Origin of the sequence: Treponema paraluiscuniculi Cuniculi A (assembly GCF_000217655.1) — a bacterium.
In the GTDB taxonomy this organism is placed as follows: Bacteria; Spirochaetota; Spirochaetia; order Treponematales; family Treponemataceae; genus Treponema; species Treponema pallidum.
Map to the genome: position 1 here is coordinate 426,675 of NC_015714.1, position 24,943 is coordinate 451,617.

Genomic DNA, 24,943 nt, shown 5'->3' on the forward strand with positions numbered 1-24,943 from the left:
GTATGTGTGTTGACGTATGCATGAGCTTAGCAAAGTCCGACGTAGAGCAATACGGTGTGGGTTCGAACATGCGCGCAAAGCTTATACGGGCTGGACGGGTGTGGTGTCAATGTATGCGGTGTGCAGGACCTGGAGATAACACGGTTCCTGTGAAATTTTTCAAAGAACAGGCTAGGATGATGTCTATGTCGGACCGACGTGAGCAATTTCAATACGCATTTTTGGATTCAGGTATAGGAGGATTGCCCTACGCACACGCCTTACGCGTGCGTGTGCCTGAGGCCTCACTGGTGTACGTGGCGGACCGTGTATACTTTCCTTATGGGAATAAAAGTTCTGCACAGATTATTGCGCGTGCGTCTGCAGTTTTGCAGAAAGTGCAGACGAATTTTTCACCACACATAGTGGTACTCGCGTGTAACAGCATGTCTGTCAATGCACTTGAGTTTTTGCGTGCGCAGGTTTCGATTCCAGTGGTGGGGGTGGTGCCTGCAATTAAGCAGGCGGTGGCGTGCAGTCATAAAAAGCACATTGGTGTCTTAGCTACACAATGCACGATTACGCATCCGTACACAGCGTGTTTGAGAGCACAGTTTGGTGCAGGGTGTGTGTTTCAGATGCGTGCGGATGCACGCCTTATTGAGTGTCTTGAGCGCGGGTTAATTTTTGAAGTCGAAGACATGCAGCGGGAGGCAGTGGCGCGCTCAGTTATGCCCTTCCAGAAAGCGGGGGTGGATGCGCTCGTGCTCGCGTGCACCCATTTTGTGCACGTGCGTCATCTTTTTCAGGACTGTGTTGGTACCTCGTGTACGGTGGTAGATTCGCTAGAAGGTGTAGTACGCAGGACATTACGTCTGTGTCCACCGCAATCTCAATTGCGTGGGAACGCCGCCTGTTACGTAACTGGTGCGCGCGATGCAGGGTGCGCGGCACGATACGCACGGTATGCGCAGCACTTTGGATTGCGCTGGGCGGGTTTTTTGGACGTATGAACACGGCACTGGATATCGGGTGCGTGCACTGTGTGTGTTTGTGTGGAGGCGGTAGATAAGAGAGGCTGATAGACAGCGCGGTGCTGCGTGCGTACAATGGGCCATGGGGAAGCCGAGGTTTCGTGCAGTGGCCTTTGACATTGATGGGACACTGTACCCTGGATGGCGCCTTGCACTGCGTGTTATGCCCTTTATGATTCGCAATGCGCGCTTGATGCGTGCGTTCCGTGCGGTGCGTCAGGAGCTACGTCGTGAGCAACGTACGGCACTTATTCCTTTTGAAGACTTTTTTTTTGCGCAAGCTACGCGCATCGCGCCGCGCGTGGGTTTATCTGCAGAAGAAGTGCGAGCCTTTCTCGACACAGCGCTGTATCGGGGGTGGAGGCGTCACTTTTTACATATAAAGCCATTTCCTCACGTGCTTTCCTCGGTGTTGGAGCTGAGGCGGCATGGGCTGAAGATAGCGCTTTTGTCGGATTTCCCTCCGAGTCAGAAAGGCTGTCTATGGGGGGTGCGCGCGTTGTGCGATGTAACGTTGGGCACAGAGGAGATTGGGTCCCTCAAGCCTTCTCCCCGGGCCTTTTACGCGCTGGCGCAGAGACTGAATCTGCGCTGTGAAGAAATTCTTTACGTGGGGAACAGTGTTCATGACGTGGAAGGCGCGCACGCAGCAGGTATGAGGATTGCCTGTGTGCGCAGGCCCTTTACGAGTCTTCGCGTTCGGCGCAGCGCGGACTGGCTCTTTTCCGACTATCGCACATTGTGCGCATATGTGATAGCATGAGCGCCGGCGCAGGGTAGTCTGCCGAACCCCACACGTCCAGCGTGGCGCCCGCGGGTACCCGCTGTGCGTCGCGTGAAGACGAAGGTGAATGGAGCATGGAGTACTTTCTGACGGTTGTCATTGCCTGCGCGATTTCCCTCGTGATGGTTGCGTTCTCCCGCCAGCTGGACAAGGGTAACCGTTCTCTTGAAAAGGTCAAGCGCTACGCGGACTACATAAAGGAAGATCTTGAGTCATTCAGCGCAGAGAAGATTGCGATGCTCAAGGATGCGGCCATCGAGTTAAATGTAAAGCAAGAGCAGGCGATTGCCTCAGTGAAAAAAATGGATCACCTCTACGACCAGTTTATGAAGAAGTCTACTGCGCTTGCGGCTGCAAACATGGCGGTGGAGAAAATCCACAGGGAGGTTCAGGCATCAGAGAAGGACGTCTGTACACTCAGGGAACAGGTTGCCGTGGCGCAGGGTCTGATTGCTGAGGTTAATAAGGAGTCTTCTTTCGTCGACTCGCTGAGTAAACGCGTTGCGGCTGCAAAGACGCAGCTGCAGCAAGTGTCCGCTGCGATTCCTGATATGCAAAATGCATTTACGCGCGAGAATACCGCGCTTCTCCACCGGGTGCGAGATGGAGTACTTGCAGACGTACATAAGGAATTAGCGGTGTTGCAAACAAGGCTGGAAAAAGCGCAGGGGGAAAGCCAGTCTCTTTTTGAAGTTTCTGCAGTTAAATTGCGTGAGTTGTATGAAGGGGCATTTTCTGAAGCAACTGTGCGTGCACAGGTGCTGGAAGAAAATGGATTCGGTCAGTTGAAAGTACAGGCGGAAAATCGCCTTCTCCAGTTGCAGGAGGAGTTTGAAGGGAGACTCCTTTCTTTGCAGCAGCACGTTATGCAGCGTGTCGAACAAACGGACCAGCACATCCAGGATTGTGCATCCCAGTGGTCTGTTCGGGCGCAGACATGTGAGTCTGATTTGAGTATACGTCTTGCGGACGTTACGGCGTGTGTGGATGAAAGCGTGGCGCAACTGAAGGAACAGATTACTACACAGGAGCGTGAGGTGCGTGCGCACCTGGAAGGGATCGAACAGTCGCTTTCAGGAGCAGAATCCGGTTTACGCGAGCGCGTGCACAAGAGTGTGACAAGTTTTCACGAAAACTTAAATAAGATTGCAGAGGCTTCTGATGCGCAGTTACAGCAGTACAGGAAGGAGATGGATGGACGCTGTAGCAAGTTTGACAGAGAGCTTGAGGGTATTGATGTCCTTGAGTCTCAGTTGCAGCTTGCGCGTGAGCGTACAGAACAGAAGGTGCGCGAAGAATTTGAAGCGTATGCGCAGGATCGTGAGCGGAAGCAGTTAGCGTTTGAGGCACAGTTGCAGCACAGTATGGATACGGTTGAGCACCGTATGAAGCAGCTGAATGACGAGCTGCGTGAGCTGAAGGCAAGTGCGTATGCAAATGCATCCGAGAAACTGCAGTCGGTGGAGGATAACTTTTTTGAGGTACTTACCAAGCGCAGCGACTCGTTGCACGCGCGCTTTTCCGAGTGGAGTGAAGGGATTGAGGGTCGTTTGACGCAACTTGCTCTAGAGAGTGAGTCTGCGCGAAAGGATCTTGAGGATACGTACCGCAGAGAGTTGCACACGCGGCTCAAGGATTTTGTGGAAGAATACAAGGGGCAGTGTACAAAACTGGGAGAGCAAATCCTCGCGATTGAATCAAACGTGAAGCAGCACATGCGCGCAAACGATGACCTGTTTCAACGGCACGCGGAGAAATTTACCATAGATGTCGCGGCCTTGCACGATAAGGCGCATAATCTCATTGAGAGAGAATTGGAAGCAGTGCGGCAACGCCTGCGTGACTCTTTGCATGTTCACTCAAGTATGATTGAAACCGAAGTTCGGGATATGAATGTGCTCGTGCAGGAGATAAAGCAGGAGGCGCAGGGGGGCTGTGGGTCGGTCAAACGGGATATCGAGGCATGGAAGGCACACACCGACAAGCAGTTTGCGGATGCAAAGCAGTTGTTTGAAGGAAAAATTGCGCATTTGGTGAATCTTTCTGAGCGGGCGATTGAAAACCTGAGTGCGCGCTATGATATGCAGTATGAAGATTTTTCTCAGAAGAATGGTGAGTCTTTGCAAAGTCTGCGTGATGAAATAGGCAAGATGTGTGACACGATGCGGACGGTCAAAGAGGAACTGGGTGGCTATGTAAATACTGTGACAGGACAGCTCCATGCAGATGGTCGGCGCGAAAGTGAGGCACTGCACAGGACAGTAAAAGAAGCACGTGCTCAGGTGGACCGCACCTTGCAGGAGACACGAGACCTTGTGCAGGATTTGCGCGCGGAGTTTGGGGAGGCGCAGGTAGGTCTTCTCACTAAATTACAGGGAGAAAGTGACCGCTTTTCGCAAGTGCTGCAGGAGATTGAACGTAAACAGCATGAGTTTATCGGCCAGACTCGTATTTTTGATCGGGCGGACGAGTTGCGGGAGAATCTTGAAAAGGATATCGAGCGGCTGACTGAGACGGTGACCCGTTTCGAAGTGTATCGAGAGGCAATGGATAAGCTTAGTCTCCAGTATGAAAAAGTGAAACACTTTGGAGAGGAGGCGGAGCAGCGTGTTGAGAAGTTTATGCAGGAGCGAAAGAATATTGATCTCTTGGAGGGAGAGTTTTCAAAACTTGCTGCTCTTTCTGATGCTATGGACAAGAAGATTGTTGAGCTCACGTTAGCGAATGACGATCTGCAGCGCTATCAGGTGCAAATTCGAAAGGTCAAAGAAGGGCTTGGCGATATCAGTACGCGTTATGAGCGTTTGGATAAGAAAGGTGCGGTGTTGGATCAGACGGTGCAGGACGTGGATAGAGCGTTTGAAAACTTGAAGGAACTTGAAAAGACGCTTAAAAATTTTAGGGGAGAATTGGAGACAGTAGATCCTCAATTGCAGCGTGTGCGTGCAGAAATTGCCGTATTGTTGGATAACCAGGAAAAGGCAGAGCGTGTGCGCTCGCGCATAGAGTGCGCAGATGCGTTGCTGGGAGAAATGGAGAGTCGTATTGAAAAGATGCAGCACGCGCGTGAGTGGCTTGCGGGTACTGAAACTCGTCTGCAAGAAATTTCTAAGGTGTCTGAGGGGCAGTTGCGCTTGCTGGGTGATTTGATGCGTCAGGATCCAGCAAACAAAATACCCGGTGCGGGAGCGCCGCCCCTGGCTACACGTCAGAATGTGGTGAAGCTGCACAAAAGTGGCTGGTCTGACGACGCTATTGCGCACGCACTGAAGATTTCTAAGGGTGAAGTCCAGCTGATTTTAGAATTGCCCGATATGGATTCGTTTTGAGATTAATGCAGCGCGCACGCGCGCGTTGGTAAAGAAGAGATGTGATTGACTGGATTGTCTTTTTTGCGCTAGCCTGGGGGCGCGCTCGTGTGTCCTGCGCGCTCAAGGATGAAAACAATGCCCCATCGAACTCTTTTGCAAATCACTACGGCGAACGGTGGCTGGATCCCACCGCTCGCTATCGGCGTCGTATGTCTGATCTTTTACCTTTTTGTTTTTGCGCCTAATCTGCGGGAACAGAAAAGGACGCAGGCTCTTATTAAGAACATAAAAAAGGGTGATCCTGTCGTTACTATCGGCGGTATCCACGGGGTGGTAAGCGTGGTGCGGGAGCACAGCCTTGTCATAAAGGTGAATGAGCATGGCACGCTCGAAGTCAGCCGCAGTGCGATTGCGCGCATAAACGACAGGAGAGGTGTTTCGAATCCTAAGACAGATTGCGATTCGAAGCCCGGCGTGCCCCTGACAGGTGTGGACAAGGAGATCGCCAGGTGAGTAAGAAGGCTCGGTTTGGGGTCGTGCTTGTTGTTCTTGCTGCGTGCTCTGGGTTTTTGTTCCCTACACTCCAGTGGTATTTTCTGACCGACGCACAAACGCGGCAGCGTGCGCTCAGCTCGCGCGAGCAGATAAAAGAGTACGCTGTGCAGAGTGCTGAGCGTGATCTTGCGGATTTAACCCGTCTTGCGCGTGCGGGGTCGGATGAGGATATCTCAGCGCGTTATGCACCGCTTGTTGCCGCTGCGCGCCAGAATCTTTCTTATTCGGGCAGACCGGCCCCTTCTCGCTGGACCGCTGCGGCACTCGTTTCTGCATTCCCCGTAAAAAGCGAGCAGGGTTTTGTTCTTTACGCGCGACCGTTGATGGAGCAGACGTACCGGGAAGCCGTCCTGAAGATGAAAAGGAGACAGGCCCAAGCTGTCAAGCTCGGGCTTGATCTTTCCGGCGGCACTAGCGTGGTGATTAAAGCTGATTTGAGCGAAGTTACCAAGGGAGTTCCGGATGCAGAGCGCGCCGCAATACGCAGCGAAGCGATGGCGCTGGTGCTGAGTACCCTTGAGAATCGTATTAATCGCTTTGGTCTTTCTGAGCCCGTTATTCGGAGGCAAGGGGAAGATCGCGTGTATGTGGAGATTCCTGGTCTTACTGACCGTGACCGTGTTCATTCTATCGTCATGGGTCGTGGTGTCCTGGCGTTTCATCTCGTGGATGATGATGCGACTCAAAAGCTTCTCGATCACTATCGCAATAACCCGCAGGGTACCTTCGACGCTGCGCATCAGTTGCACGATCTGTCTCTGGTTCCTGAGCACACCAGTGTGCTCGGAGTATATCGCAAGGATTCCTACGGACTTGATGTGCGCGACGGGTTTCTGGTTGTTAAGAAGGAGCCTGCGCTTGAAGGAAGACATATTCGTGATGCAACGGTGAGCTCAGGTCGCGCGAACGAGCCGTTGGTGCTGTTTGACCTGGACCATGAAGGAGCGCGTATTTTTTCGGAACTTACCACTAAGGAGATAGGGCGTCGCCTTGCAATTGTCTCTGACGGTAAAATTAGGTCTGCCCCTGCTATCCGGGAGCCGATAACAGCGGGCTCAGGGAGTATCAGTGGATTCAGTGCAGAAGAGGCGCAAAATCTGAAAACCGCGCTGCGCAGCGCCTGGTTAAACGTTGCGCTTGAAATAGAAAATCAGCAGGTTGTCGGGGCAAGTATGGGGGAAGAGAGTATTCGGCAAGGCACGCGCGCGCTGGTGTGGGGGCTATGCGCGGTGCTCTTATTTATGCTGGTGTGGTATCAAGAAGCGGGCGTAAACGCTTGTGTCGCGCAGCTTTTGAATCTGTATATCATGTTCGGTGTGCTTTCAGCGTTTAATTTGACGCTTACGCTTTCGAGTATCGCGGGGATGATTCTCACTATTGGTATGGCAGTGGATGCGAATGTCGTTGTCTTTGAGCGTATACGGGAAGAACTTGCGCTGGGCAAAAGCCGCGGGGCTGCTGTGTGTAGCGGCTTTGAGCGTGCGTTTTGGGCAATTATGGATTCAAACGTGACGACGTTTATAGCAGCGCTTTTCCTTTCGGTGCTCGGTACCGGTCCTATTAAGGGTTTCGCATACAGTTTGGCTATCGGGGTGGTGTCCTCCGTATTTACGGCATTGTTCGTTTCCCGTCTGATGTTTGACTACGGGACGGAGGTTTTGCACAAAAAGACCGTGCGCATTGGATGGAGGATTGCTCGCGTATGAGACAGGTGGTGCGTTTCAGTTTGCTGTTCCTGCCATGCGCGATACTCAGTGTGGTTCTCATTGGCGCGGGAGTGCTCCGTTGGGCATTGCGGGGGATGAGCTTTGGTGTCGACTTTCAGTCTGGTTTGATTGAACGGCTGAGGATAGCACCTCCTGCTTTCTCTCTCGTGTACACCGGAACGCAGTCGATGCAGTTTTTTCAGGATGAACAGAAGGTTGTGTTTACTGTCTCTTCGCCTGGGGTGCTCGGTGAGCGTTATGAATTTTTGTATACGGAGTATCCAACCCTTCGTGCCTTCTCCGAGGGAGCAAAGAAGGTGGAGCACCTCAGTGTTACGCTCCATGCCCCTGAGACCGTGTACATGCGTGATACATTCTCCGGGGCGGAGGGCTCCACGTTGTCGAGTGCTTCGTGTTTTGTGCATTACTTCTCGGAGGACTTTCGTGCGCCAGGGGTGGAGGAGTTGCGCCGTGTGCTGAAGGATGTACCGTCTGCGGTGGTACAGCAGGTAGGGGTGCGCGCTGAGCATACCTTTCAAGTTCGCGTTGCAGCTGAAACTGCCTTCCCGTCCTCCCTTTTGCCAGAGCAGGGAGGAACTGCTCCGGCACAGTCCGATACTCCCGATCTTGTTACCCCTCAAGGTGCGGTGGAAAGCGTGGTGTACGCGGCGCTCGTGCGCGCGTATGGAGCAGATCATGTGGTCCGTTTAGCAATGGATTTTGTCGGATCTCGTTTTTCTCATCTGTTGGTGCGTCAGGCGTTGTTGTTGGTTTTGGGTGCCTTGGTGTTGATTTTTTTGTATGTGGCGCTTCGTTTTCGGTGGTTCTTTGCGCTTGGAGCGATAGTCGCGCTCGTGCATGATGCGTGCATTATGGTGTCATTCATGGTGTGGTTTGGCTTGGAGTTTAACTCTGCGAGTATCGCGGCGATTCTGACGATTATCGGGTACTCGATCAACGACACGGTGGTAGTTTTTGATCGGGTGAGACAGACCATTCTCCTGGACCCGATCGCGTCAGTGACGACAGTACTTGACCGATCGCAAACAGACATGCTCACGCGCACTGTAGTGACAACGGTGACGACGCTGCTTGCAGCGCTGATGTTGTATGTGTTTACCGAGGGAGGTAGTCGGGATTTCTCACTCGCGCTAATGGTGGGGATGGTCAGCGGCGTGTACTCGACCATTTACATCGCCGGTGGCTGTATCGCCCTGATCAGCCGGGGGAAGAGCGGAGGTCAGCTGCTCGGACTCTGAAACCCTGCACGCGCGGCTGGGTGTAGGAAAGGAAGGGAGAGAGGGAGGAGAGGGGACTCGGCGCTGCCGACTTTGCTATTTCTTCCTTACAATCGTTTTTCTTTCCCCGCGGGCGTGCAGGCTGCGCGCTTGCCTAAGGTGGAGCCGTTCTTTTCTGTTCTTTTCCAGAAAGTCAAGTGACCTATTAAAACCTTGCAGAAATTTCTGCATCTCTTCTTCAAACACCACAACCGCGTGCCGGTCAAACCCGGCACCGTCGACGTTTTTGCTCTCTACTACCTGCAGAAATACATCTCCGACCCTATTTTCCTTCACATTGAAAAAGTAGGTCCGATTTTCCGCTTGCACCTCTGTAGTAAACAGCTCACCGCGTATCCCCATGCTGTACCTTCCTTCTGCTTATGAAGTCGTATCCGCACACGAAAGCGCACAGCGATCTGCCTCGCGCACCATGTCCGCGTGCAGCTGCAAAAGCGCAGCCTCCCCCGCCTCGTCATTACCTTTCAGATCCGCAGAAATTCTAAATATTGGTTCTGTCTTTGAACCGCGCATCCACACGAACGCCACCGCTTCTTGGTGCTCGTTGTAAAATTGGATTTTCAATCCTCCGTTAGCCGACCGGCTAAAATCCCCCGCCGCGTCCTGCTGCTCCCTCCCGCGGTACAATATCGGGCGGTACGAACAAATGCCGAAGCGTTTTTTTAACGTGTCTTTCTCCTGCGCCCACCTGCGTTCAAATACCCGCTGATATGCGCTCTTGAGGAGTGCATGGTCAGTCGTTCGTATTTGCAGGAGCGCGCGCGTATCGTGCGTTGGTGTAGTCGTGTACGCAGGTAGGCTGGCAAATAGATCCGATATCGTGAAGGCATGCTGCGCGCGTTCTGTTTGGTGTGAGTGCGCGCACCACCAGGCAAAGAGTCCTGGCTGTTTCCCATCCCCCCGCAGGAGCAAGAGCTTTAAGAGTGCAAAAACAGTATGCAAAGGATCACGTACTGCCGCCGGATGGAGAATGCTGCCCCCGTTTGATCCTTCCCCTAGAATGCGCACGCAGTAGCCTTCTTTCCGTAGGAGGTGTGCTTTCTCAATGAGGTGCGCCTCTCCTACCTCCGTGCGAAAAACGTGTACGTCTAAGAGCTGCGCGATAGCTTCTACACGCAGCGAGGTGGGACCATTGGTAACCAGCGCGATAGGCGGCGCGCGGTGTGGCTGCATATGGAGGTTGCGACTGAGTTCACAGATCTCCGACACAACCGAAAGAGCAAAGACTGCCTGTTCGTGCGGAATGACAGCGCGATTAAGGGTTTGGTCGTAATAGACAATATTTCCCCGATCTCCGTCACAATCTGGCACAAAGCCGAAGGCAATGGAGCGTTCTTCTGGGGATGAACCTCGCGTGGCTGCCTCGGTCAGTGCCTGCGCGCACGCGGTAAGAGAGGACCCTTCGGGAACTATGCGATGGCGAATATCCCCTGGCGTTTCGGCGATACTAAAAAGGGCGACACCGAGTGATTCTAGGAGGCGCCTATCTATGGAAGCTGCACGCGCACTTCCATTGAAATCAATGAGGATAGACAGGGGTGTTCCCTGTTCGCTGTAGGCGGCACGCTGCTGGGTAAAGCGATGGAAAAAGGCACGGTGCTCAGTTTCTTTAGGGGAATTTGCGATCACTTCCCTTATGAAGAGATCATAGCTGTGCAGGCTTTCTTGTTTGTGTGTTTTGTTGTACAGCAGCGGTTCGAGTATAGAGGCGTTGAGCGTGGCACAATGCTCTCGTATTTTCTGGAAAGAGGCGGGCCGTAAACACTGTGCGACGAAGTCTTCGCTCAGCTGTTGTGCCTGAGTAGGACTGAGCACGCCGCCGTCATTTAGGCCAAATTTAAAGCCATTGTATTCGATAGGATTGTGACTTGCGGAGATGTAGAGGAAAGCGTCGTAGTTCCTCGCGTAGCTTGCAATTTCGGGTATTGGTCCGACTCCGACACAACGCAGCGAGCAGCCTTCCAGATGGAGGATAGCGGTGCAGATAGCACTGATAATCTCTCCAGTAGGGCGCGAGTCGCGCGCGATGACAACACGTGGTTTTGGGACCTTTTTTTTCAAGAATCGGGCGTAGCTGAGTGCTACCTGTGCGCTGAGTACAGCGTCAGCCTTTTGCGTGAGGGTGACGGTGCGCTCAGGGGTAAAAGCGTAGGGGAAAACCTTGCGCCATCCTGAGGGCGACCGGGTGAGCGATAGATGAAGCGGCTGCGCAGGCTGCGGCAAGGTGAGGGAGGTGATGAGTGAGTTGAGCAGGGACATGCGCGGAGGATAGGGCGCGGGTGAAGGAAGTGCAAGGGAGGTGGTGGTCTTGACAGGATGAAATCAGGTGTGGTCGGGTGTAGGGGCGGGGGAGAGGTAGGAATGGGAGTAGTGGAATGGGTAGGTGAGTGGATGCACGCGGTGGTGTGGAGCTTCCCGATGGTGGTGCTGTTGCTGGGAACGGGGTGCTACGTGACGGTGTGTATGAAGTTTTTTCCTGTGGTGCGGCTGTGGTATGTATTGAGACAAACTATTGGGGGTCGCGGAGGTAAGAAGGGCGGCAGTGGTGAGGTGAGTGCGTTCCGTGCAGTGTCCACTGCGCTTGCAGCGACGTTGGGGTCTGGAAATATTGTAGGGGTTGCGACGGCGATTGCGATTGGGGGGCCTGGGGCGATATTTTGGATATGGGTGACGGGGGTATTCGGGATGGGAACGAAGTTCGTGGAAGTGGTGTTGGCGGTGTACTATCGGCGTCAGACTGGTGATGGGCGTTTTGTGGGGGGGCCGATGTATTATCTGAAAGACGGAGTGGGAGTTCCAGGGGCTGGGGTACTTGCGAGTTTGTTCTGCATATTCAGTGTTATCGCGTCCTTTGGGATAGGAAATATGACGCAGTCGAACTCGGTGGCTCTAGTGTTTGAAGATGTGTTTTGTGTGGACGTGCGGGTGACTGGGGCAGTGCTGATGGTCTTGGTAGGCTTAGTGAGCGTGGGTGGGTTAAAGAGTATCAGTTGGGTAACTGGGGTAATGGTGCCTGGGATGGCGATTTTGTATGTATGTGTGGGCGTAGTGCTGGTGTGTTGCAATATGCGACAGCTGGTGCCAGTGTGCTGGGATATCGTGTCTGGGGCGTTTGCCGGGACTGCAGCAGTTGGGGGGTTTGCAGGGAGTGTGGTGCGTCAAGCGATAGCGGTAGGTATTAGCCGGGGGGTAGCGGTGAACGAGGCGGGGCTTGGGACTGCTCCTATTGCGCATGCGGCGGCTATTACAGACCATCCAGTGCGGCAGGGCTTGTGGGGTATCTTTGAAGTATTTGTGGGGACAATGGTGGTGTCTTCGGTGACGGCATTTGCGATACTGCTAACTGGTGTCTGGCAAGGGGGTGCGTCTGGAGCGGCGTTGACGGTGCAGTCGTTTGAGCGTGGGCTTCCGTTTGGGATTGGACAGTACGTGGTGGGTGTGAGCGTGCCGTTGTTTGCGTTCACGACGATGCTAGGTTGGTTGTACTATGGGGAGCGGTGTGCGGAATTTTTGTGTGGACCGCGCGTATGTCCGCTGTACCGGGCCGTGTGGTTACCGTTTGTGTACGTGGGTGCCGTGGGGAGTTTGAGTAGCGTGTGGAATATCTCGGATGCGTTCAATGGGCTGATGGCGTTGCCGAACCTGGTGGGGCTGTTATTTTTGGCTCGTCAGGGGATGCGTCTACGCGAGGAGTTTTTTGCGCAGCAGGAAGGGTAGGGGGGCGCGGCGTTGGATGTCGCACGAGAACGGCGTCGCTGTGCATGGTAATGTAGGGGTAGAAGGTGCTCGGAAGTTCTTGGAAAGTAGGTGCGTTTTGAAAGAAGCGGAGGGCGGGGAAATCTGTTGGTCGGTGATCGTAGAAGAGAAGGTAGATGATATCCGAGTCAAAGGCGAGCAGCACGGTGGGTTTCTGTGTGCGGGGATGTGGGGAGATTTCGTAGGCACGGGTGAGGAAAGGATCGCGGGTAGGGATAGGACGGAAGAAGCACATGTGATCGGTAAGGAAGGAAAGGTGTTCCGCCGCCAAGGTGTGGAAGGCGGCACGCTGCGCGTCCGACTGGAAAAGTGTAGGATCGTAGGGTGGGGTGTGTACGGGGGACCAGGAGTGGTCCGCGTCTTCTGCGCGCGAAGCGGGAGCGCACAGCGCACTGAATGCGAAAAGGGCGCAGGCGGTGTATCTAGCGATGTGGCCATCCATAGGGTGTATCTCCTTTGGGGTGCGCCGCCCGGCGTGACTGCCATGCAGTCTTGCGCATGAGCGTGCGCATCCTCTCGAAATTCTTAATTAAACGGTTAACATCAGCCACCGAAGTGCCTGACCCTGCCGCGATGCGCCGCCTCCTTGAGGGGCCAATAATGAGAGAATTGTCACACTCTTGCACGGTCATCGATTGAATAATCGCCTTTTGACGCTTGAACGCGCGCGCGTCAAGAGCATCGGCAGAAACGGCTCCCGCTAAACCGGGAATCATCTCCACCAACGAGTGCAGCGGTCCCATTTTTTCTATAGTTTGCAGGTGGTCGAGCATATCGCTGAGCGTGAAACGCTCGTGCGATTGCGTTTTCTTCTGTGCACGCGCACGTTCCTGTGCATCAAAGGCTTTTTGCGCCTTTTCCACGAGAGAAACGACGTCCCCCATACCCAGAATTCTTCCGGCGGCTCGCTCGGGATGGAACGGTTCAAAGTCCTGCGGTCGTTCACCGGTTCCAACAAACAGCAGTGGCTGACCGGTAATACTTTTCAAAGACAGTGCAGCTCCGCCGCGGGTGTCTGAATCAAACTTACTGAGCACAACGCCTGAAATACCCACCGCGGCATGGAACTCTTCTGCAATGCGCACCACAGTCTGACCGGTTAGAGCGTCTGCAACAAGGAGTGTTTCCACAGGAACCAGTGTTTCTTTGAGAAGGATTAACTCCTGCATGAGCGCGGCATCCACGTGGAGACGGCCAGCAGTGTCAATGATAAGTACGTCATTGCCGTGTGAGCGCGCGTACTGAAGCGCACCGCGCGCCGTATCAAGAGCACACGGCTGCTGTTCGTGCGGCAGCGCATGCTGGTACACGGGAACGCCAATGTGCGTGCCGAGAACGGCCAGCTGAGCACTCGCTGCGGCACGAACGTGATCGCAAGCGGCCAGGAGAGGGGAGCGACCTGCATTCTTCAGGTACGCAGCAAGCTTTGCTGCGCTGGTAGTTTTCCCCGATCCTTGGAGCCCAAGCAAGAGAATAATCGACTGCGTATCGGGCCCCTTAAGATGCAGCGACCGCGTATGTTCACCGAGGAAGGCAGTTAGTCTTTCGTGTACAATTTTTATGAATTGCTGCGCAGGGCTAACCGACGCAAGCACCGTCTGTCCCTGCGCGTGTTGCATGGTCTGATTCACAAAGCGACGCACTACGCGAACGTGCACGTCGGCGTCTAACAGTGCGCGCTTAATTGATTCTACTGCTTCTTGAATATTCCGTTCGCTGATAGTTGCGCGTCCTCCCAGCGCTCCTACGATACGTTTAAAGCTCGCGCTCAGTTGCTCAAACATGTTCCCCCCTTATCTGCTGCAGTGAGTTTTCCGCCTGCGTGGTGCTGTGCCGGCGGGTGTGCACGGCCATGCGCACTCCTTCTGCAAAAAGGATGAGCGCGCACAGCACGATCACCCAATCTCTCATGCGCGCATAGTACGTGCGCACTACCGGGTACACTGGAACGTGGAGCACCGCGCTGGTGGCCTGAAACAACGGAAACGCGGCGCGCGTTTTTCCCTCTGGGCCGATGACAACGGTAAAGCCAGAATTTGTAGAGCGCACGAGGGTGGTACGCAGCTCTATGGCCCGAAAAAGAGAGACAACATAGTGCTGCCACTCTGCGCTGGCAGTTTTTGACCAAGAGTCGTTCGTAAGATTAATGAGGAGCTCACTCCCCTGTGTGTGCAAAGCGGCGCAGAGGGAAGGAAAGGCATCTTCGTAACAGATGGGAGTTGCGAAACGCACGCTGCCTCCTGCGGCGCACGGCACACGAAACAAGCGCGGCCCTGGCCCTGGCGTCCAGCTTTCGGAAAAGCCGGCGAGCATCTGCGCCAGTCTTTGTACAGATGTCATGTGTCCCCAGGGAATGAATTCTGCAAATGGCACCATCTGCATTTTGCCATATACCTGCGCCACGTGCCCATCTGGGCGGAGCAAGGCCACTGCATTGGCGTATCCACCTTTAGTGGAGTTACCAGACAGTCTCAAGGGGGTTCCCACCAGAAGGGGCGCGCCGAGCGTGCGCAAGAACGCCGAGAAAGGTCGTGCCGCTGGCAATGCGTTATACACGTGACGGTACTGTTCGTACGGATAGCGCAGGCTGGACTCGCTCCAAACCACCATGTCGACAGGTGCGCGCGCAGAAGCGTGTGTGAGTGTTTTTTCTTTTCTGTAGGGAGTAGTCGGCAGGGGGGGAGCTGTTTGCGTACGAAGGGCTGTCTCAGTCAGATGTATGGCGGTGGTGAGGTTTTTTTCGAAGGAAGTTGTATCCCACGGATCTGCATTTTGCTGTACGATTGCCAACGCGAGCGTGGTACGTGGAGCCCCAAGGGTGGCGATGCGGTAGGCACCGTAGAGACTGCACAGGCAGTACAAGCAGCCGGTGAGGAGCCAGAGACGGAACACAGGGACGCCGTCTCTCTTTTTTATGAAGAAGTGGAGACTTTCTGCAACGCACGCGTTTGCGAGCGGGATGAGGAAGGAAAGCCCCCAGACGCCGGTGATATCAGCTATCTGTATGAGGTATGAGAGGTTGTGCGCGGTCATAGGGACCGTACCCCACGGGTAAGCGAGTATACCGGTTGACTTTACCCATTCCCAGAGGGTCCACACAAGCGCAAAAGCGCAGGCACGCGCGGGCGCCTGCTTGCGCAGGATGCATGCGAACGCTACGCCGAAAGGAAGCGCATAGAAGAAGTAACCGACAGTTGATGCGCCGAGGGTGAAGAGCGCGAAGCCCTGAAAGTTTTTGAGCCAAAAGCTAGAACACACGTGCACGAGTGCGACGAACAGCCCATAAGAACAGGCGACGTGTTTTTTTGCAGGGGAGAGGAGGAATCCAACGTACAAGGGAACGAGCGCCCCCAACCCTAGCACGGAGGAACCGGCGAGCCAAAACTCGTTGGGAATCGCAAATGCCAAGAGCACCGCTGAGGCGGCGCTTGAAACAAGAGGCGCTGTGCAAAGCATAACTTTCCCCTGCCAGAAAAGCATTTTTGTTGTATTATTTCAATACACTGGCTATGATGCTGCGCATGCGGCGGATAGAGTCCTGCCATACAGAGGAGTACGGCGACGAGCCTGAGGCGATTGCAGTCGTTCCGGGTCGTTTTCACCTGTTGGGAGAGTATCTGTGGTTTGCTCAGGGCAACACCCTGTCGATGGCTATCGATCAAACCCTTACGCTGTGTGTCTCGCGCCGAAAGGATAGCACCTTTCGCCTTTTCTCCTTGACGCTTGGGGAGCGGAGGAAGATTTCCACCGCCAATTTACGCTATCGTAAGGAGGATCGCTGGGCTAATTCGGTAAAGGCGGTCATTCTCTCCTTCATGGATGGTGGGTATCACCTGACGGGGTTGAACTGCACTATCCTTTCTCAGATTCCTCCTGATGCGGGGCTGGGTACTCCCAATGCGCTGAAGGTTGCCATGGCCCTTGTGCTTGGAAGGTTGTTTGCCGCTACGCTGCCAAAGGAAAGTGTTGTTTCGATCGTGGAACACGCAAATGAGCGCTATCTCAAGACCCACGCACATCGCGCGGATATTCTGTGCGTGTTGTTTGCAAAGCAGGGTAGCTGCGTGCGCACTGATCACCGCAAGAAGCAGGCGGAACTGTGTCAATTTCCCTCGGAGGGGAAGCGTATTGTGCTTACTGACTCGCGTGTTCCCCGTTTCATCGCGCGTGAAGAGTTCACCGCGCGTTTGAAGCGTTGCGTGGATGCCTATGAATTGGTGAAGCGCAATCCCGATATGCCTCGCGCTATGTCTAAGCTCATGGCAGCAGCGTTGGAGGAAATAGATGTGCCTGAGGGAATACGGAGGCGAGTGATCAGTTTGGTGCGCGAGTCGCTGGGCGTTGATGAGGCGATTGAAGCCCTGCGTAAGCGGGATTTTGCTGCGTTCTCAAGAGTGGTGAACCGCTCTCATGAGCGCCTGCGGGACCGCTTTGAAATTTCTTGTCCAGAACTCGATTGGTTGGTGAAGCGTGCGCTTGAATTTGTAGATCCTGATGCGCCGGATGTGGTCTGCTCGCGCCTCACGGGTCGGGGCTTTGGTGGGTGCACCTATGCGATTTTGCGCGATCAAGACTTTGAGCCGTACCTAGAAAGGCTCGACGAGTACGAGCGCATCTTCGGTTTCAAAGCAGCGGCGTATGAGGTACAGTGCTCTGAAGGGGCCCGGGTGTTATGAGGATACTACTGACAAACGATGATGGGTATCAAGCAGCAGGCATTCGCGCGCTGCATGCGGCGCTGAAAGCAGCGCCTGAGGGGTATGGGGTGACGGTAGTTGCGCCGGACAGAGATCGTTCTGCAGTTTCGCATGGGATTACTACGCTCGAGCCGGTGACCGTAAAGGAAGTGGAGCCAGGTATTTGGTCGTGCTCAGGGACGCCGGTGGATTGTGTGAATCGCGCGTTACGCCAGGTGTGCGTGGGTACACCGCCGGATGTGGTGGTGTCAGGAATTAACGAAGGGGAGAATCTGGGGACTGATATTGTGTTCTCGGGAACGGTTGCTGCAGCACGACAGGCGGTGATGTATGGGATTGCGGGGATTGCAGCGAGCCTGTTGCCCGTTTCTGATTTTGGAACAGGCTGCCGTTTCCAGGCGCTTGCCCGCTTTGTGGCGCGTCACGTACGAGCGTTGGCTGCACTTTCCTCCGAGGACGTGTTGGTGAACATAAACGCGCGATCGGCACAGGCGTATGCGCGTGCTTGTTACGCGCGCGTTGCGCGTCGGATATATGAGGAACGTGGGGCGGTGCGCCAGGCGGGCCTTGCTCACGTGTTTGAGTACCAGGGTGGAGCGGCGCATACAGGCGCGGTGCAGGACAGCGATTGGGCGGTTGTAATGCGTGGTGACATTGCGATTACGCTTGTGTATGCGCAGCCGGTTTCAATGCCTCCTGTGTTGCCGTTGCCGGATTTTGCGTTCTAGGCTTGCTGCTTGTACTGAGGATGGGGCGTGGTGTGCGTCTGTTCGAGGTAGTCTCTTTGTCTTGGCCTGCGTGCTCCTTTTTTCTCTCTGCTTTTTGTTTGTGCACCTTTTGTGAGCTTTCTGGAGAAAGAAGAGACTGCGCTGAAAGGCAGTGAGAGGGGGTTGGTGTTTGAGTAGACGATCTGTGGGGTGCGCAGGCGCGCTGCTGTTGCTTTTTGCAGTGGGGGCGCAGGAGCATGCGCCGCCGGTTGTGCGTGATACTGCACTTGCAGCAGGGGAGTTTCGCCGCGGAGTTTTGGCCTATTACCGGGGTGCGTTCAATGATGCTATCCAGCTGTTTGAGCGTGCGCTTTCTGCTGCTCCCCGTAATCCGCTCATTCTTGAGTGGTTGGGGAATGCGTACTACCGCAGTGGGATTGAAGGCGCAGCGCTGCACCAGTGGGGCGCGGCGCGGGATCTAGGTTACGGCGGCGCGTTGCTTCGGAACAAGATAGAAGTGGTTCAGCAGCGGCGTGACTTTGCGCCTGATTCAGCAGACGCGTTGCACTTTAGCGAAAGTGAATCGTTTCATGCTGTACGCCGGGGAACGGTTCTTTTCCGCAGACCACTATCTTTGTGTGCGTTAGCCGACGGTACGTTTTGGATGAGCGCATACGGTTCTAACGAGCTGCTGCGCTTTGACGTGAACGGACGTGTTATTGCGCGTACGCGTGGGCCCGTTGAGGGTTTTGACCGTCCTTTTGATGTTATTCAGACGCGCTCAGGCGATCTGCTCGTTTCTGAATTTGCCTCTGATCGCATTTGTCGTCTTACGAAGGAAGGCAGGTTCCTCAAGTCATTTGGGGGAAAGGGGAGAGGCGTCGGACAACTCATCGGCCCCCAGTTTTTGGCCACTGATCGCTACGATAACATTTACGTGACAGATTTTGGGAATGCGCGCGTGGCGGTGTTTGCACCTGATGGTGCTCCTCTCTTCCATTTTGGGCAGAAGTCTGCACGCTTCTTTGGGTTTTCTGCTCCGGGCGGCATTGCCATTCTCGATGAGCTAGTGTACGTGGCAGATGCTCTGAAGGGCGCCATTTACGTGTTTGATACGGCGGGAAATTATGTGCGTACCCTCGTTGCGGAGGGGACGCTCAAGCACGTTGAATCTGTGCGGGCGTGGAATGGACGCTTGTTGGTGTCTCTCCCGAATGAGGTCATGGTGGTGGATGTAGGACTCGCGTCCTTGCACACGATTGCTCGTTTGGGAAATGCGCCTATTCGCTTAACGGCGGCAGTTCCGGATGCAAATGGCAATGTGCTCCTTGCCGATTATAAAAACGAAAGGATTGAGATTGTTTCGCGTATCTCTGAGCTTGCCGGCGGTCTGTTTGTGCATTTTGAGCGGGTGCACGCCGACCGGTTTCCCTCCGTTACTGTGAATGTGTCGGTACACACGCGTGAGGGGACGCCGGTAGTGGGATTGGACGTTTCCAACTTTTTTCTTACCGAAGAGCACCGGCCGGTAAGTGAGATGCGTCTGCAGGGGGCAGCGTATTTGAACGATACGTGTTCGCTCAGTATACTGGTGGACCGCTCTCCTGCGACGGAGCAGGAGATGCGCTTGGTTACACGGGTGATTGGTGAGCTTGCACAAGCGGTGGGGGAACAGGGGACGCTGTCGGTAGTTTCTGCGGCACAGTCACCAGTGCTGGAAGGCACCTTCACTGCGGCGCAGCTGCAGGCGCAACCGCTTCGCCTAAGAGCAAAGAGTTCTTCGCAGTGGCGTTTTGATCTGGGTCTGCGTCTTGCGGCAGGCACGCTGGTGAACGCAGATTACAAGCGCGCAGTGGTATTCTTGTCTCTTGGTGAATTGCAGACACAGGATTTTGCACAATATGGGGTGACGGACTTGGCTGCATATTTGACGAATAATGAAACGAGCTTTTACGTAATACAGCTTCAGCGTACGGTATTGCCCGTGGAGCTTGGATATCTGGTTCAAAAGACAAGGGGTGCGGTGTATTCAGTGTATGCGCAAGAAGGGTTAGGGGCTCTTGTGGCGCACGTGCGCTCAGGCGCAGCGGGCACCTATGCATTGTCGTATCGATCGCGGTTGCCGACGGATTTTGGTCGTGCATATATGCCGGTGGAGGCAGAAGTGCGCGTCTTGAGCCGTTCGGGGCGGGACGAGACAGGGTATTTTGCGCCGCTTGAGTGACCGGTTACGCGGTATGACAGGAAAAGGGTGGAGCGCGTGGGTGCGTCTGTGCGTGCTCAGTACTCAGGTGGGGTTGGCAGCTGAGCCTGCTCTGGCGCGTTTGGCAGGGGTGTGGGAGAACGCCACGCGTATCGTTGCTATCGCTCCTACTGCTGATGCGATGCGTTTTTCACTCATGCTTGTGCACAAGCCGTATTATGCGTACGTGTATGAACGCGTGGCTGTCTTTTCCCTTTCATCTTTGTCTGATGCTCGTGCTGATGTGCTGCCGCCCCCTGCGGCGCAAAAGGCAGAACGGGTGGATCTTGTCTTGTCGTTTGAGGGGCGTGTGCGTGTGCAGCCGCTCGTTCTGTGTCGCTGGGGGGACGCGCTGTTCTGCTCTTTTTTTCAGCGGGTATCGTATGGTACCCGTTCCGGGTCCGTCTCGTCCGAGCAGATTCCCGTGAGAACAGACGATCCTCTTTTTGGTTTTTGGATTGAGGAGGGGTCTGCTGAGGCGTTGCGTGCGTATTCTAGCCAGGCGCCTGGAGAACTGAATGCCTTTTTCTTCACCGAGGCGAATTTTTACCGCTTTCGGTACTGGCGTGATGACGCGCTGGCATTTGCAGCGCAGCGTGCGTATTTTACCGCTGATGACGGTGTGACGTACGAAATCCCTCAGTACGTACAGCGTGGTGCTGCAGTTTACAGCTGCACCACCGGTCGTTCACGTGTGGTACGTAATTTCCAAACGGGCACCTATGAAGTTCGCACGTCCTCTGACGGCAGCAAAAGGCTCATGCTCAGGCGGCGCGGTGCAGGACCAGGCTCGTACGCGGTGGGTGCGGTGTATCCCCGACAGGGTTTTTTGGATGAGTCTGCGCTGGCATTGCGTGTTGATGGACAGTTTCTGGCGATTGGCGAGCCCTTTTTACGCAAGAGTGTGGTGCACGATGTGACAGCGTTCATTGATGCGCACAATGCGCGCAAAAGGGCGCCGCGTGCCCCGCTATTGGTTCCGGACTTTTAGCTGTCATGAGGAAAGCGAATTTATATGCGCGTATTCGTGTCTTGGCATAAGCAAAAGGATAAGGGGGAGCGCGAACGCGCAGGTGCGCTGCAGGGAGCGTGCATAAGTACGCCTGAGCACCGCCAGGTTTTTGCGCTGGTAGGAAGAAGTGGCAGCGGAAAGAGTTTTCGCGCGCAGATAGTGATGCGGCGTTTTGATATAGCGTTCGTTATAGACGATGGATTGCTTATTCGTGAGGATAAGATTATTGCAGGTCGCTCGGCAAAGCAGGAAAGGACGCTGCTTGCGGCCATACGGGTTGCGCTCTTTGAAAACACGATGCACCGTCGCGTGGTTGCCCGTGTGTTGACGTATTTTCTGTGTGGGTCACAGAACAAAAAGGTGCTCATTCTGGGGACTTCAGAGAAGATGGTGCGCAGAATAGCCCTTCGTGTGGGACTTCCTGAACCTGGGCATATCATCCGCATCGAGGATATTGCCTCGAGCGAAGAAATTGCCTGCGCGCTGCGCACACGGCACGTGGAGGGCACGCACGTCATTCCAGTTCCCTCTGGGGAGGTACGCAAGAGCTATCCTAAGATTTTTTATGAAAGGATAAAACTCTTGCTGCGTAGAGAGGCAGGTGCGGAACGAATAGGACGGTGGGCGCACGCCATATGGCATGAGGGGCTCAAGCGTGCGTGCAGCGGCGCGCACGCGCATGTATTTGAAAAATCAATAGTGCGTCCACCTTTCTCATGCAATCTGCGCGTGGTGGCGGTGACAGGGGGTACACAGGATGCGTCGCCTGTTGTGGTGCCGCCTCACGAGGAGCTCGCTCTCCAGCAGTAGGAGAGCGATGACAGGAGAGGCAGTAGTTTGTCCCGTAGCGTGTGGAGCCGGATGGTCGAAGTGTGTTATGCTTGTCCCGGTGGGGACTTTTTAGTATACTCGGAGGGCTGCGAGGAGAGCGTATAGTGGAGATTCAACTGCAAGATCTGGTTGACCGAATTAAGCGCGAAGCGGTTGCCTCTTCCGAGGAGCAGGCGTCTCGTTTGCTTGGTGAGTCGCGTGAGGAGGCAGAGCGGATTGTCCGCGCTGCGCGTGAGGAGGCAGAGCGGATTGTCCGCGCTGCGCGTGAGGAGGCAGAGCGGATCGAGTCGTCGTCTCTTGCGGCGCTGTCGCAGGCGAGTCGCAACGTTTTATTATCCTTTCAAGATTCGGTGACTCGCTCTCTTCGGGCTATTATTTCGATGGAGACGGCGCAAGCCTACGATGCGGGTGTTTTGCGTGAGCTTATTCCTCGTGTCGTTTCTGCCTGGGTTCAAGCGGAGGGTGATAAGCTAGAGCTCATCCTCTCTCCTGCTGATCTTCGGACGCTTGAGGGGGTGTTTTGTGCTGCGTTGCAGGAGCAGCTTTCGGCAGGGGTAGAGTTGAGGTCTGACGATTGCCTTACGGCGGGGTTTAGGATAGTCCCTGCCGAGGGCGGGTCGTACTATGATTTTTCCGCCGCCGCGGTTGCTCAGTTGTTCTCTTCGTATGTTTCTGCGCGTGTTGCCGAGGTGCTCAGGTCTGCTGCGCAGGAGCTGTGATGTCTTCCCATTGCTACCTTATAACGCAGCTACCGTCTCTTCTATGCGGCGCGGTTCCTCCTTTGCGTTATCAGGATTTTTTGGACTGTGCGCTACGTTTCTTGGGTCGGCAGGATGCTGCGGTGCTTGGAAATATCTCGTTGTGTCCCGTGCCGGCGCGTGACTCCACGGGATCGCGTGTTTTAGATAGATGGGGCGAGTTTGAGTACGCGTTACGCTGTGCGCTTGCGCGTGAGCGCGCGGACCGTCTGCGGTGGGATATTCCTGTTGAAGTGAGGCAGTGTCCTATGGCGCAGGAGTCGGTAGCTCGTGCGGCTCGTGTTGCGGTCTCTTTGGACGATCCGCTCGAAGCGGAGTATTTTTTGAACGACGCGCGCTTTTCCTTTGTCGAGGGGTGTAGGCCGCTTGACCCGTTTTCCTCAGAGGCGGTGTTTTTGTACGGGCTGCAGCTGATGTTGCTTACGCATCGGTCGCGTTTCACAATGCAGGCGGGGTCTAAAGCATACGCAGCTCTTTATTATACAATTCTTGGAGCATATACATGACGCAAACGAAGGGTATCGTGTCTGCGGTCAACGGCAATATGGTGAGCGTTACGTTCGAGGGTGTCGTTTCGCTCAACGAGGTCGGATACGTGCATGTTGGAAATGCGCGTTTGAAGGCGGAGATTATTCGTGTTCGTGGTCGTGAGGCACAGTTGCAAGTGTTTGAGATCACAAGAGGGGTTTCCGTTGGGGACCGTGTTGAGTTTACAGGCGATTTGCTGTCTGTTGAGCTAGGTCCTGGTTTGCTCGGTCAGGTGTACGACGGTTTACAGAATCCGTTGCCGCTGCTTGCAGAAAAGGTTGGGTATTTCTTGGAGCGCGGGGTGTATTTGCCCGCCCTCTCTCGGACAAGTGAATGGGTGTTTACCCCGCATGTTTCAGTGGGTGAGCGCGTGGTGCGTGGGGACGTGCTCGGGTATACCCCAGAGGGTGCGCTCAAACACCGCATTATGGTTCCCTTTCATATGGGGGATTCCTATGAGGTTGTCTTCATCCAGACTGCAGGGACGTACCGCGTGCACGATGTGATTGCGCGGGTCCGTGACGCGCAGGGACATGAGCACGAACTGACCATGGCATTTCGTTGGCCAGTGAAGCGACCCGTCCATTGTTACGCAGAGCGTTTGAAACCGACTGAGCCATTGGTAACGAGCATTAGGACGATAGATACCTTTTTCCCGGTGGCCAAGGGGGGGGCGTACTGTATTCCCGGTCCCTTTGGTGCGGGAAAGACGGTGCTGCAGCATTCTACCAGTCGCAATGCGGATGTGGACGTAGTGGTGATTGCCGCGTGTGGGGAGCGTGCAGGGGAGGTGGTTGAGACCCTGCGGGAGTTTCCTGATCTTACGGATCCTCGCACTGGTCGGTCGCTTATGGAGCGGACGGTTATAGTGTGCAACACTTCTTCTATGCCCGTTGCCTCTCGTGAGGCTTCAGTGTACACGGGAGTGACGCTTGCAGAATATTACCGTCAGATGGGGTTGGATGTTCTTTTGCTGGCGGACTCTACGAGCCGTTGGGCACAGGCCCTGCGTGAGATGTCTGGGCGTTTGGAAGAGATTCCGGGGGAGGAGGCCTTTCCTGCGTACCTGGAGTCTTGTATCGCAGCCTTTTATGAGCGGGCTGGTGTGGTCCGGCTGAGGAGTGGAGAGAAAGGATCGGTAACTATTGGAGGGACGGTTTCTCCGGCAGGTGGTAATTTCGAAGAACCGGTAACGCAGGCTACATTGAAAGTGGTTGGGGCGTTTCACGGACTTTCTCGAGAGCGCTCTGACGCGCGCAGGTATCCTGCGGTGCATCCGCTTGATTCATGGTCTAAGTATCCAAGTGTGCTTGACGCGCGGGCTGTTGCGTACGGTCGCTCTTTTCTGCGCCGTGGGGCAGAGGTGGAGCAGATGATGAGGGTCGTCGGCGAAGAAGGCACAAGTATGGAGGACTTTCTCGTATATCTGAAAGGCTCGTTTCTCGATTCGGTGTATCTGCAGCAGAATTCTTTTGACACAGTCGATAGTGCAGTACCTGTTGCACGTCAAAAGCACTGCTATGCCATCGTCATGCGGGTTCTTGGCAGTGTTTTAGCGTTTGAATCAAAAGATGACGCGCGGGCATACTTCAGCAAGCTTGGGCATATGTTTATCGATTACAACTGTTGCGCCTGGAATTCTGAGGCGTTTGTGGAGAAAGAAAAGGAGATACGTGCCTTTCTCCAGGGAGAATCGACGAAAATCGACAGCAAAGCAGAGGGAATTATACGGGGGATGGAGTAGA

At 54.7% G+C, this 24,943-nt stretch carries 19 protein-coding genes; 15 read left to right on the forward strand and 4 right to left on the reverse strand.

The window, feature by feature from the left end:
- Positions 1-2 precede the first annotated feature (2 nt).
- The 6 genes from murI (at position 3) to secF (ending at position 8,628) form a co-directional block, all read left to right on the forward strand.
- Positions 3-992 (forward strand): glutamate racemase, encoded by a 990-nt coding sequence (gene murI / locus TPCCA_RS01990; protein ID WP_245522189.1) that lies wholly within the window; start codon positions 3-5, stop codon positions 990-992.
- A gap of 103 nt (positions 993-1,095) precedes the next feature.
- Positions 1,096-1,776: an HAD family hydrolase gene (locus TPCCA_RS01995; protein WP_013945063.1), complete on the forward strand. Its 681-nt coding sequence runs from the start codon at positions 1,096-1,098 to the stop codon at positions 1,774-1,776.
- A gap of 95 nt (positions 1,777-1,871) precedes the next feature.
- Positions 1,872-5,126 (forward strand): SpiroCoCo family coiled-coil protein, encoded by a 3,255-nt coding sequence (locus tag TPCCA_RS02000; RefSeq protein ID WP_013945064.1) that lies wholly within the window; start codon positions 1,872-1,874, stop codon positions 5,124-5,126.
- Between the two features lie 117 nt (positions 5,127-5,243).
- Positions 5,244-5,621 carry a preprotein translocase subunit YajC gene (yajC, locus tag TPCCA_RS02005; RefSeq protein WP_014342412.1) on the forward strand — a complete coding sequence of 126 codons (378 nt, stop codon included), beginning with the start codon at positions 5,244-5,246 and terminating at the stop codon, positions 5,619-5,621.
- Complete coding sequence (secD, locus tag TPCCA_RS02010) at positions 5,618-7,369, forward strand: protein translocase subunit SecD (protein WP_010881858.1); 1,752 nt, start codon at positions 5,618-5,620, stop codon at positions 7,367-7,369. The genes yajC and secD overlap by 4 nt, the downstream gene beginning before the upstream one ends.
- A complete protein-coding gene (gene secF / locus TPCCA_RS02015; protein WP_013945066.1) occupies positions 7,366-8,628 on the forward strand; it encodes a protein translocase subunit SecF in 1,263 nt (420 codons plus the stop codon). The genes secD and secF overlap by 4 nt, the downstream gene beginning before the upstream one ends.
- A gap of 75 nt (positions 8,629-8,703) precedes the next feature.
- On the opposite strand, the gene TPCCA_RS02020 is transcribed toward secF, so the two are convergent.
- Both TPCCA_RS02020 and TPCCA_RS02025 read right to left on the reverse strand, forming a co-directional pair.
- A complete protein-coding gene (locus tag TPCCA_RS02020) occupies positions 8,704-9,009 on the reverse strand; it encodes a PUR family DNA/RNA-binding protein (RefSeq protein ID WP_013945067.1) in 306 nt (101 codons plus the stop codon).
- Positions 9,010-9,027: 18 nt separating this feature from the next.
- Positions 9,028-10,926 carry a phosphoglucomutase gene (locus tag TPCCA_RS02025; RefSeq protein ID WP_013945068.1) on the reverse strand — a complete coding sequence of 633 codons (1,899 nt, stop codon included), beginning with the start codon at positions 10,924-10,926 and terminating at the stop codon, positions 9,028-9,030.
- A 69-nt stretch (positions 10,927-10,995) separates the two neighbouring features.
- On the opposite strand from TPCCA_RS02025, the gene TPCCA_RS02030 reads away from it, so the two are divergent.
- Complete coding sequence (locus tag TPCCA_RS02030) at positions 10,996-12,384, forward strand: alanine/glycine:cation symporter family protein (protein WP_245522190.1); 1,389 nt, start codon at positions 10,996-10,998, stop codon at positions 12,382-12,384.
- A 461-nt stretch (positions 12,385-12,845) separates the two neighbouring features.
- On the opposite strand, the gene ffh is transcribed toward TPCCA_RS02030, so the two are convergent.
- Positions 12,846-14,207: a signal recognition particle protein gene (gene ffh / locus TPCCA_RS02040; RefSeq protein ID WP_013945071.1), complete on the reverse strand. Its 1,362-nt coding sequence runs from the start codon at positions 14,205-14,207 to the stop codon at positions 12,846-12,848.
- Positions 14,200-15,879: an apolipoprotein N-acyltransferase gene (gene lnt / locus TPCCA_RS02045; RefSeq protein WP_013945072.1), complete on the reverse strand. Its 1,680-nt coding sequence runs from the start codon at positions 15,877-15,879 to the stop codon at positions 14,200-14,202. Before lnt ends, ffh begins: the two co-directional genes overlap by 8 nt.
- Positions 15,880-15,905: 26 nt before the next feature.
- Between lnt and TPCCA_RS02050 the strand changes: the two genes are divergently transcribed.
- From TPCCA_RS02050 to TPCCA_RS02085, 8 genes are all read left to right on the forward strand, one after another.
- Entirely contained in the window at positions 15,906-17,099 is a 1,194-nt protein-coding gene (locus TPCCA_RS02050) for a galactokinase (protein WP_013945073.1), read from the forward strand.
- A complete protein-coding gene (surE, locus tag TPCCA_RS02055) occupies positions 17,096-17,848 on the forward strand; it encodes a 5'/3'-nucleotidase SurE (protein ID WP_013945074.1) in 753 nt (250 codons plus the stop codon). Before TPCCA_RS02050 ends, surE begins: the two co-directional genes overlap by 4 nt.
- A gap of 151 nt (positions 17,849-17,999) precedes the next feature.
- Complete coding sequence (locus TPCCA_RS02060; RefSeq protein ID WP_010881869.1) at positions 18,000-20,051, forward strand: tetratricopeptide repeat protein; 2,052 nt, start codon at positions 18,000-18,002, stop codon at positions 20,049-20,051.
- Positions 20,035-21,060, forward strand: coding sequence for a hypothetical protein (locus TPCCA_RS02065; protein WP_013945076.1), 1,026 nt, complete (start codon positions 20,035-20,037; stop codon positions 21,058-21,060). Before TPCCA_RS02060 ends, TPCCA_RS02065 begins: the two co-directional genes overlap by 17 nt.
- Positions 21,061-21,084: 24 nt before the next feature.
- On the forward strand, positions 21,085-21,891 hold the full coding sequence (locus TPCCA_RS02070; RefSeq protein WP_013945077.1) for a hypothetical protein: 807 nt from the start codon (positions 21,085-21,087) through the stop codon (positions 21,889-21,891).
- A gap of 125 nt (positions 21,892-22,016) precedes the next feature.
- Positions 22,017-22,631: a V-type ATP synthase subunit E gene (locus tag TPCCA_RS02075; RefSeq protein ID WP_013945078.1), complete on the forward strand. Its 615-nt coding sequence runs from the start codon at positions 22,017-22,019 to the stop codon at positions 22,629-22,631.
- Positions 22,631-23,176: a hypothetical protein gene (locus TPCCA_RS05660; protein ID WP_013945079.1), complete on the forward strand. Its 546-nt coding sequence runs from the start codon at positions 22,631-22,633 to the stop codon at positions 23,174-23,176. Before TPCCA_RS02075 ends, TPCCA_RS05660 begins: the two co-directional genes overlap by 1 nt.
- The gene (locus TPCCA_RS02085) at positions 23,173-24,942 is read left to right on the forward strand and encodes a V-type ATP synthase subunit A (protein WP_013945080.1); all 1,770 of its coding nucleotides are present in this window, start codon (positions 23,173-23,175) and stop codon (positions 24,940-24,942) included. Before TPCCA_RS05660 ends, TPCCA_RS02085 begins: the two co-directional genes overlap by 4 nt.
- Position 24,943: the final 1 nt, after the last annotated feature.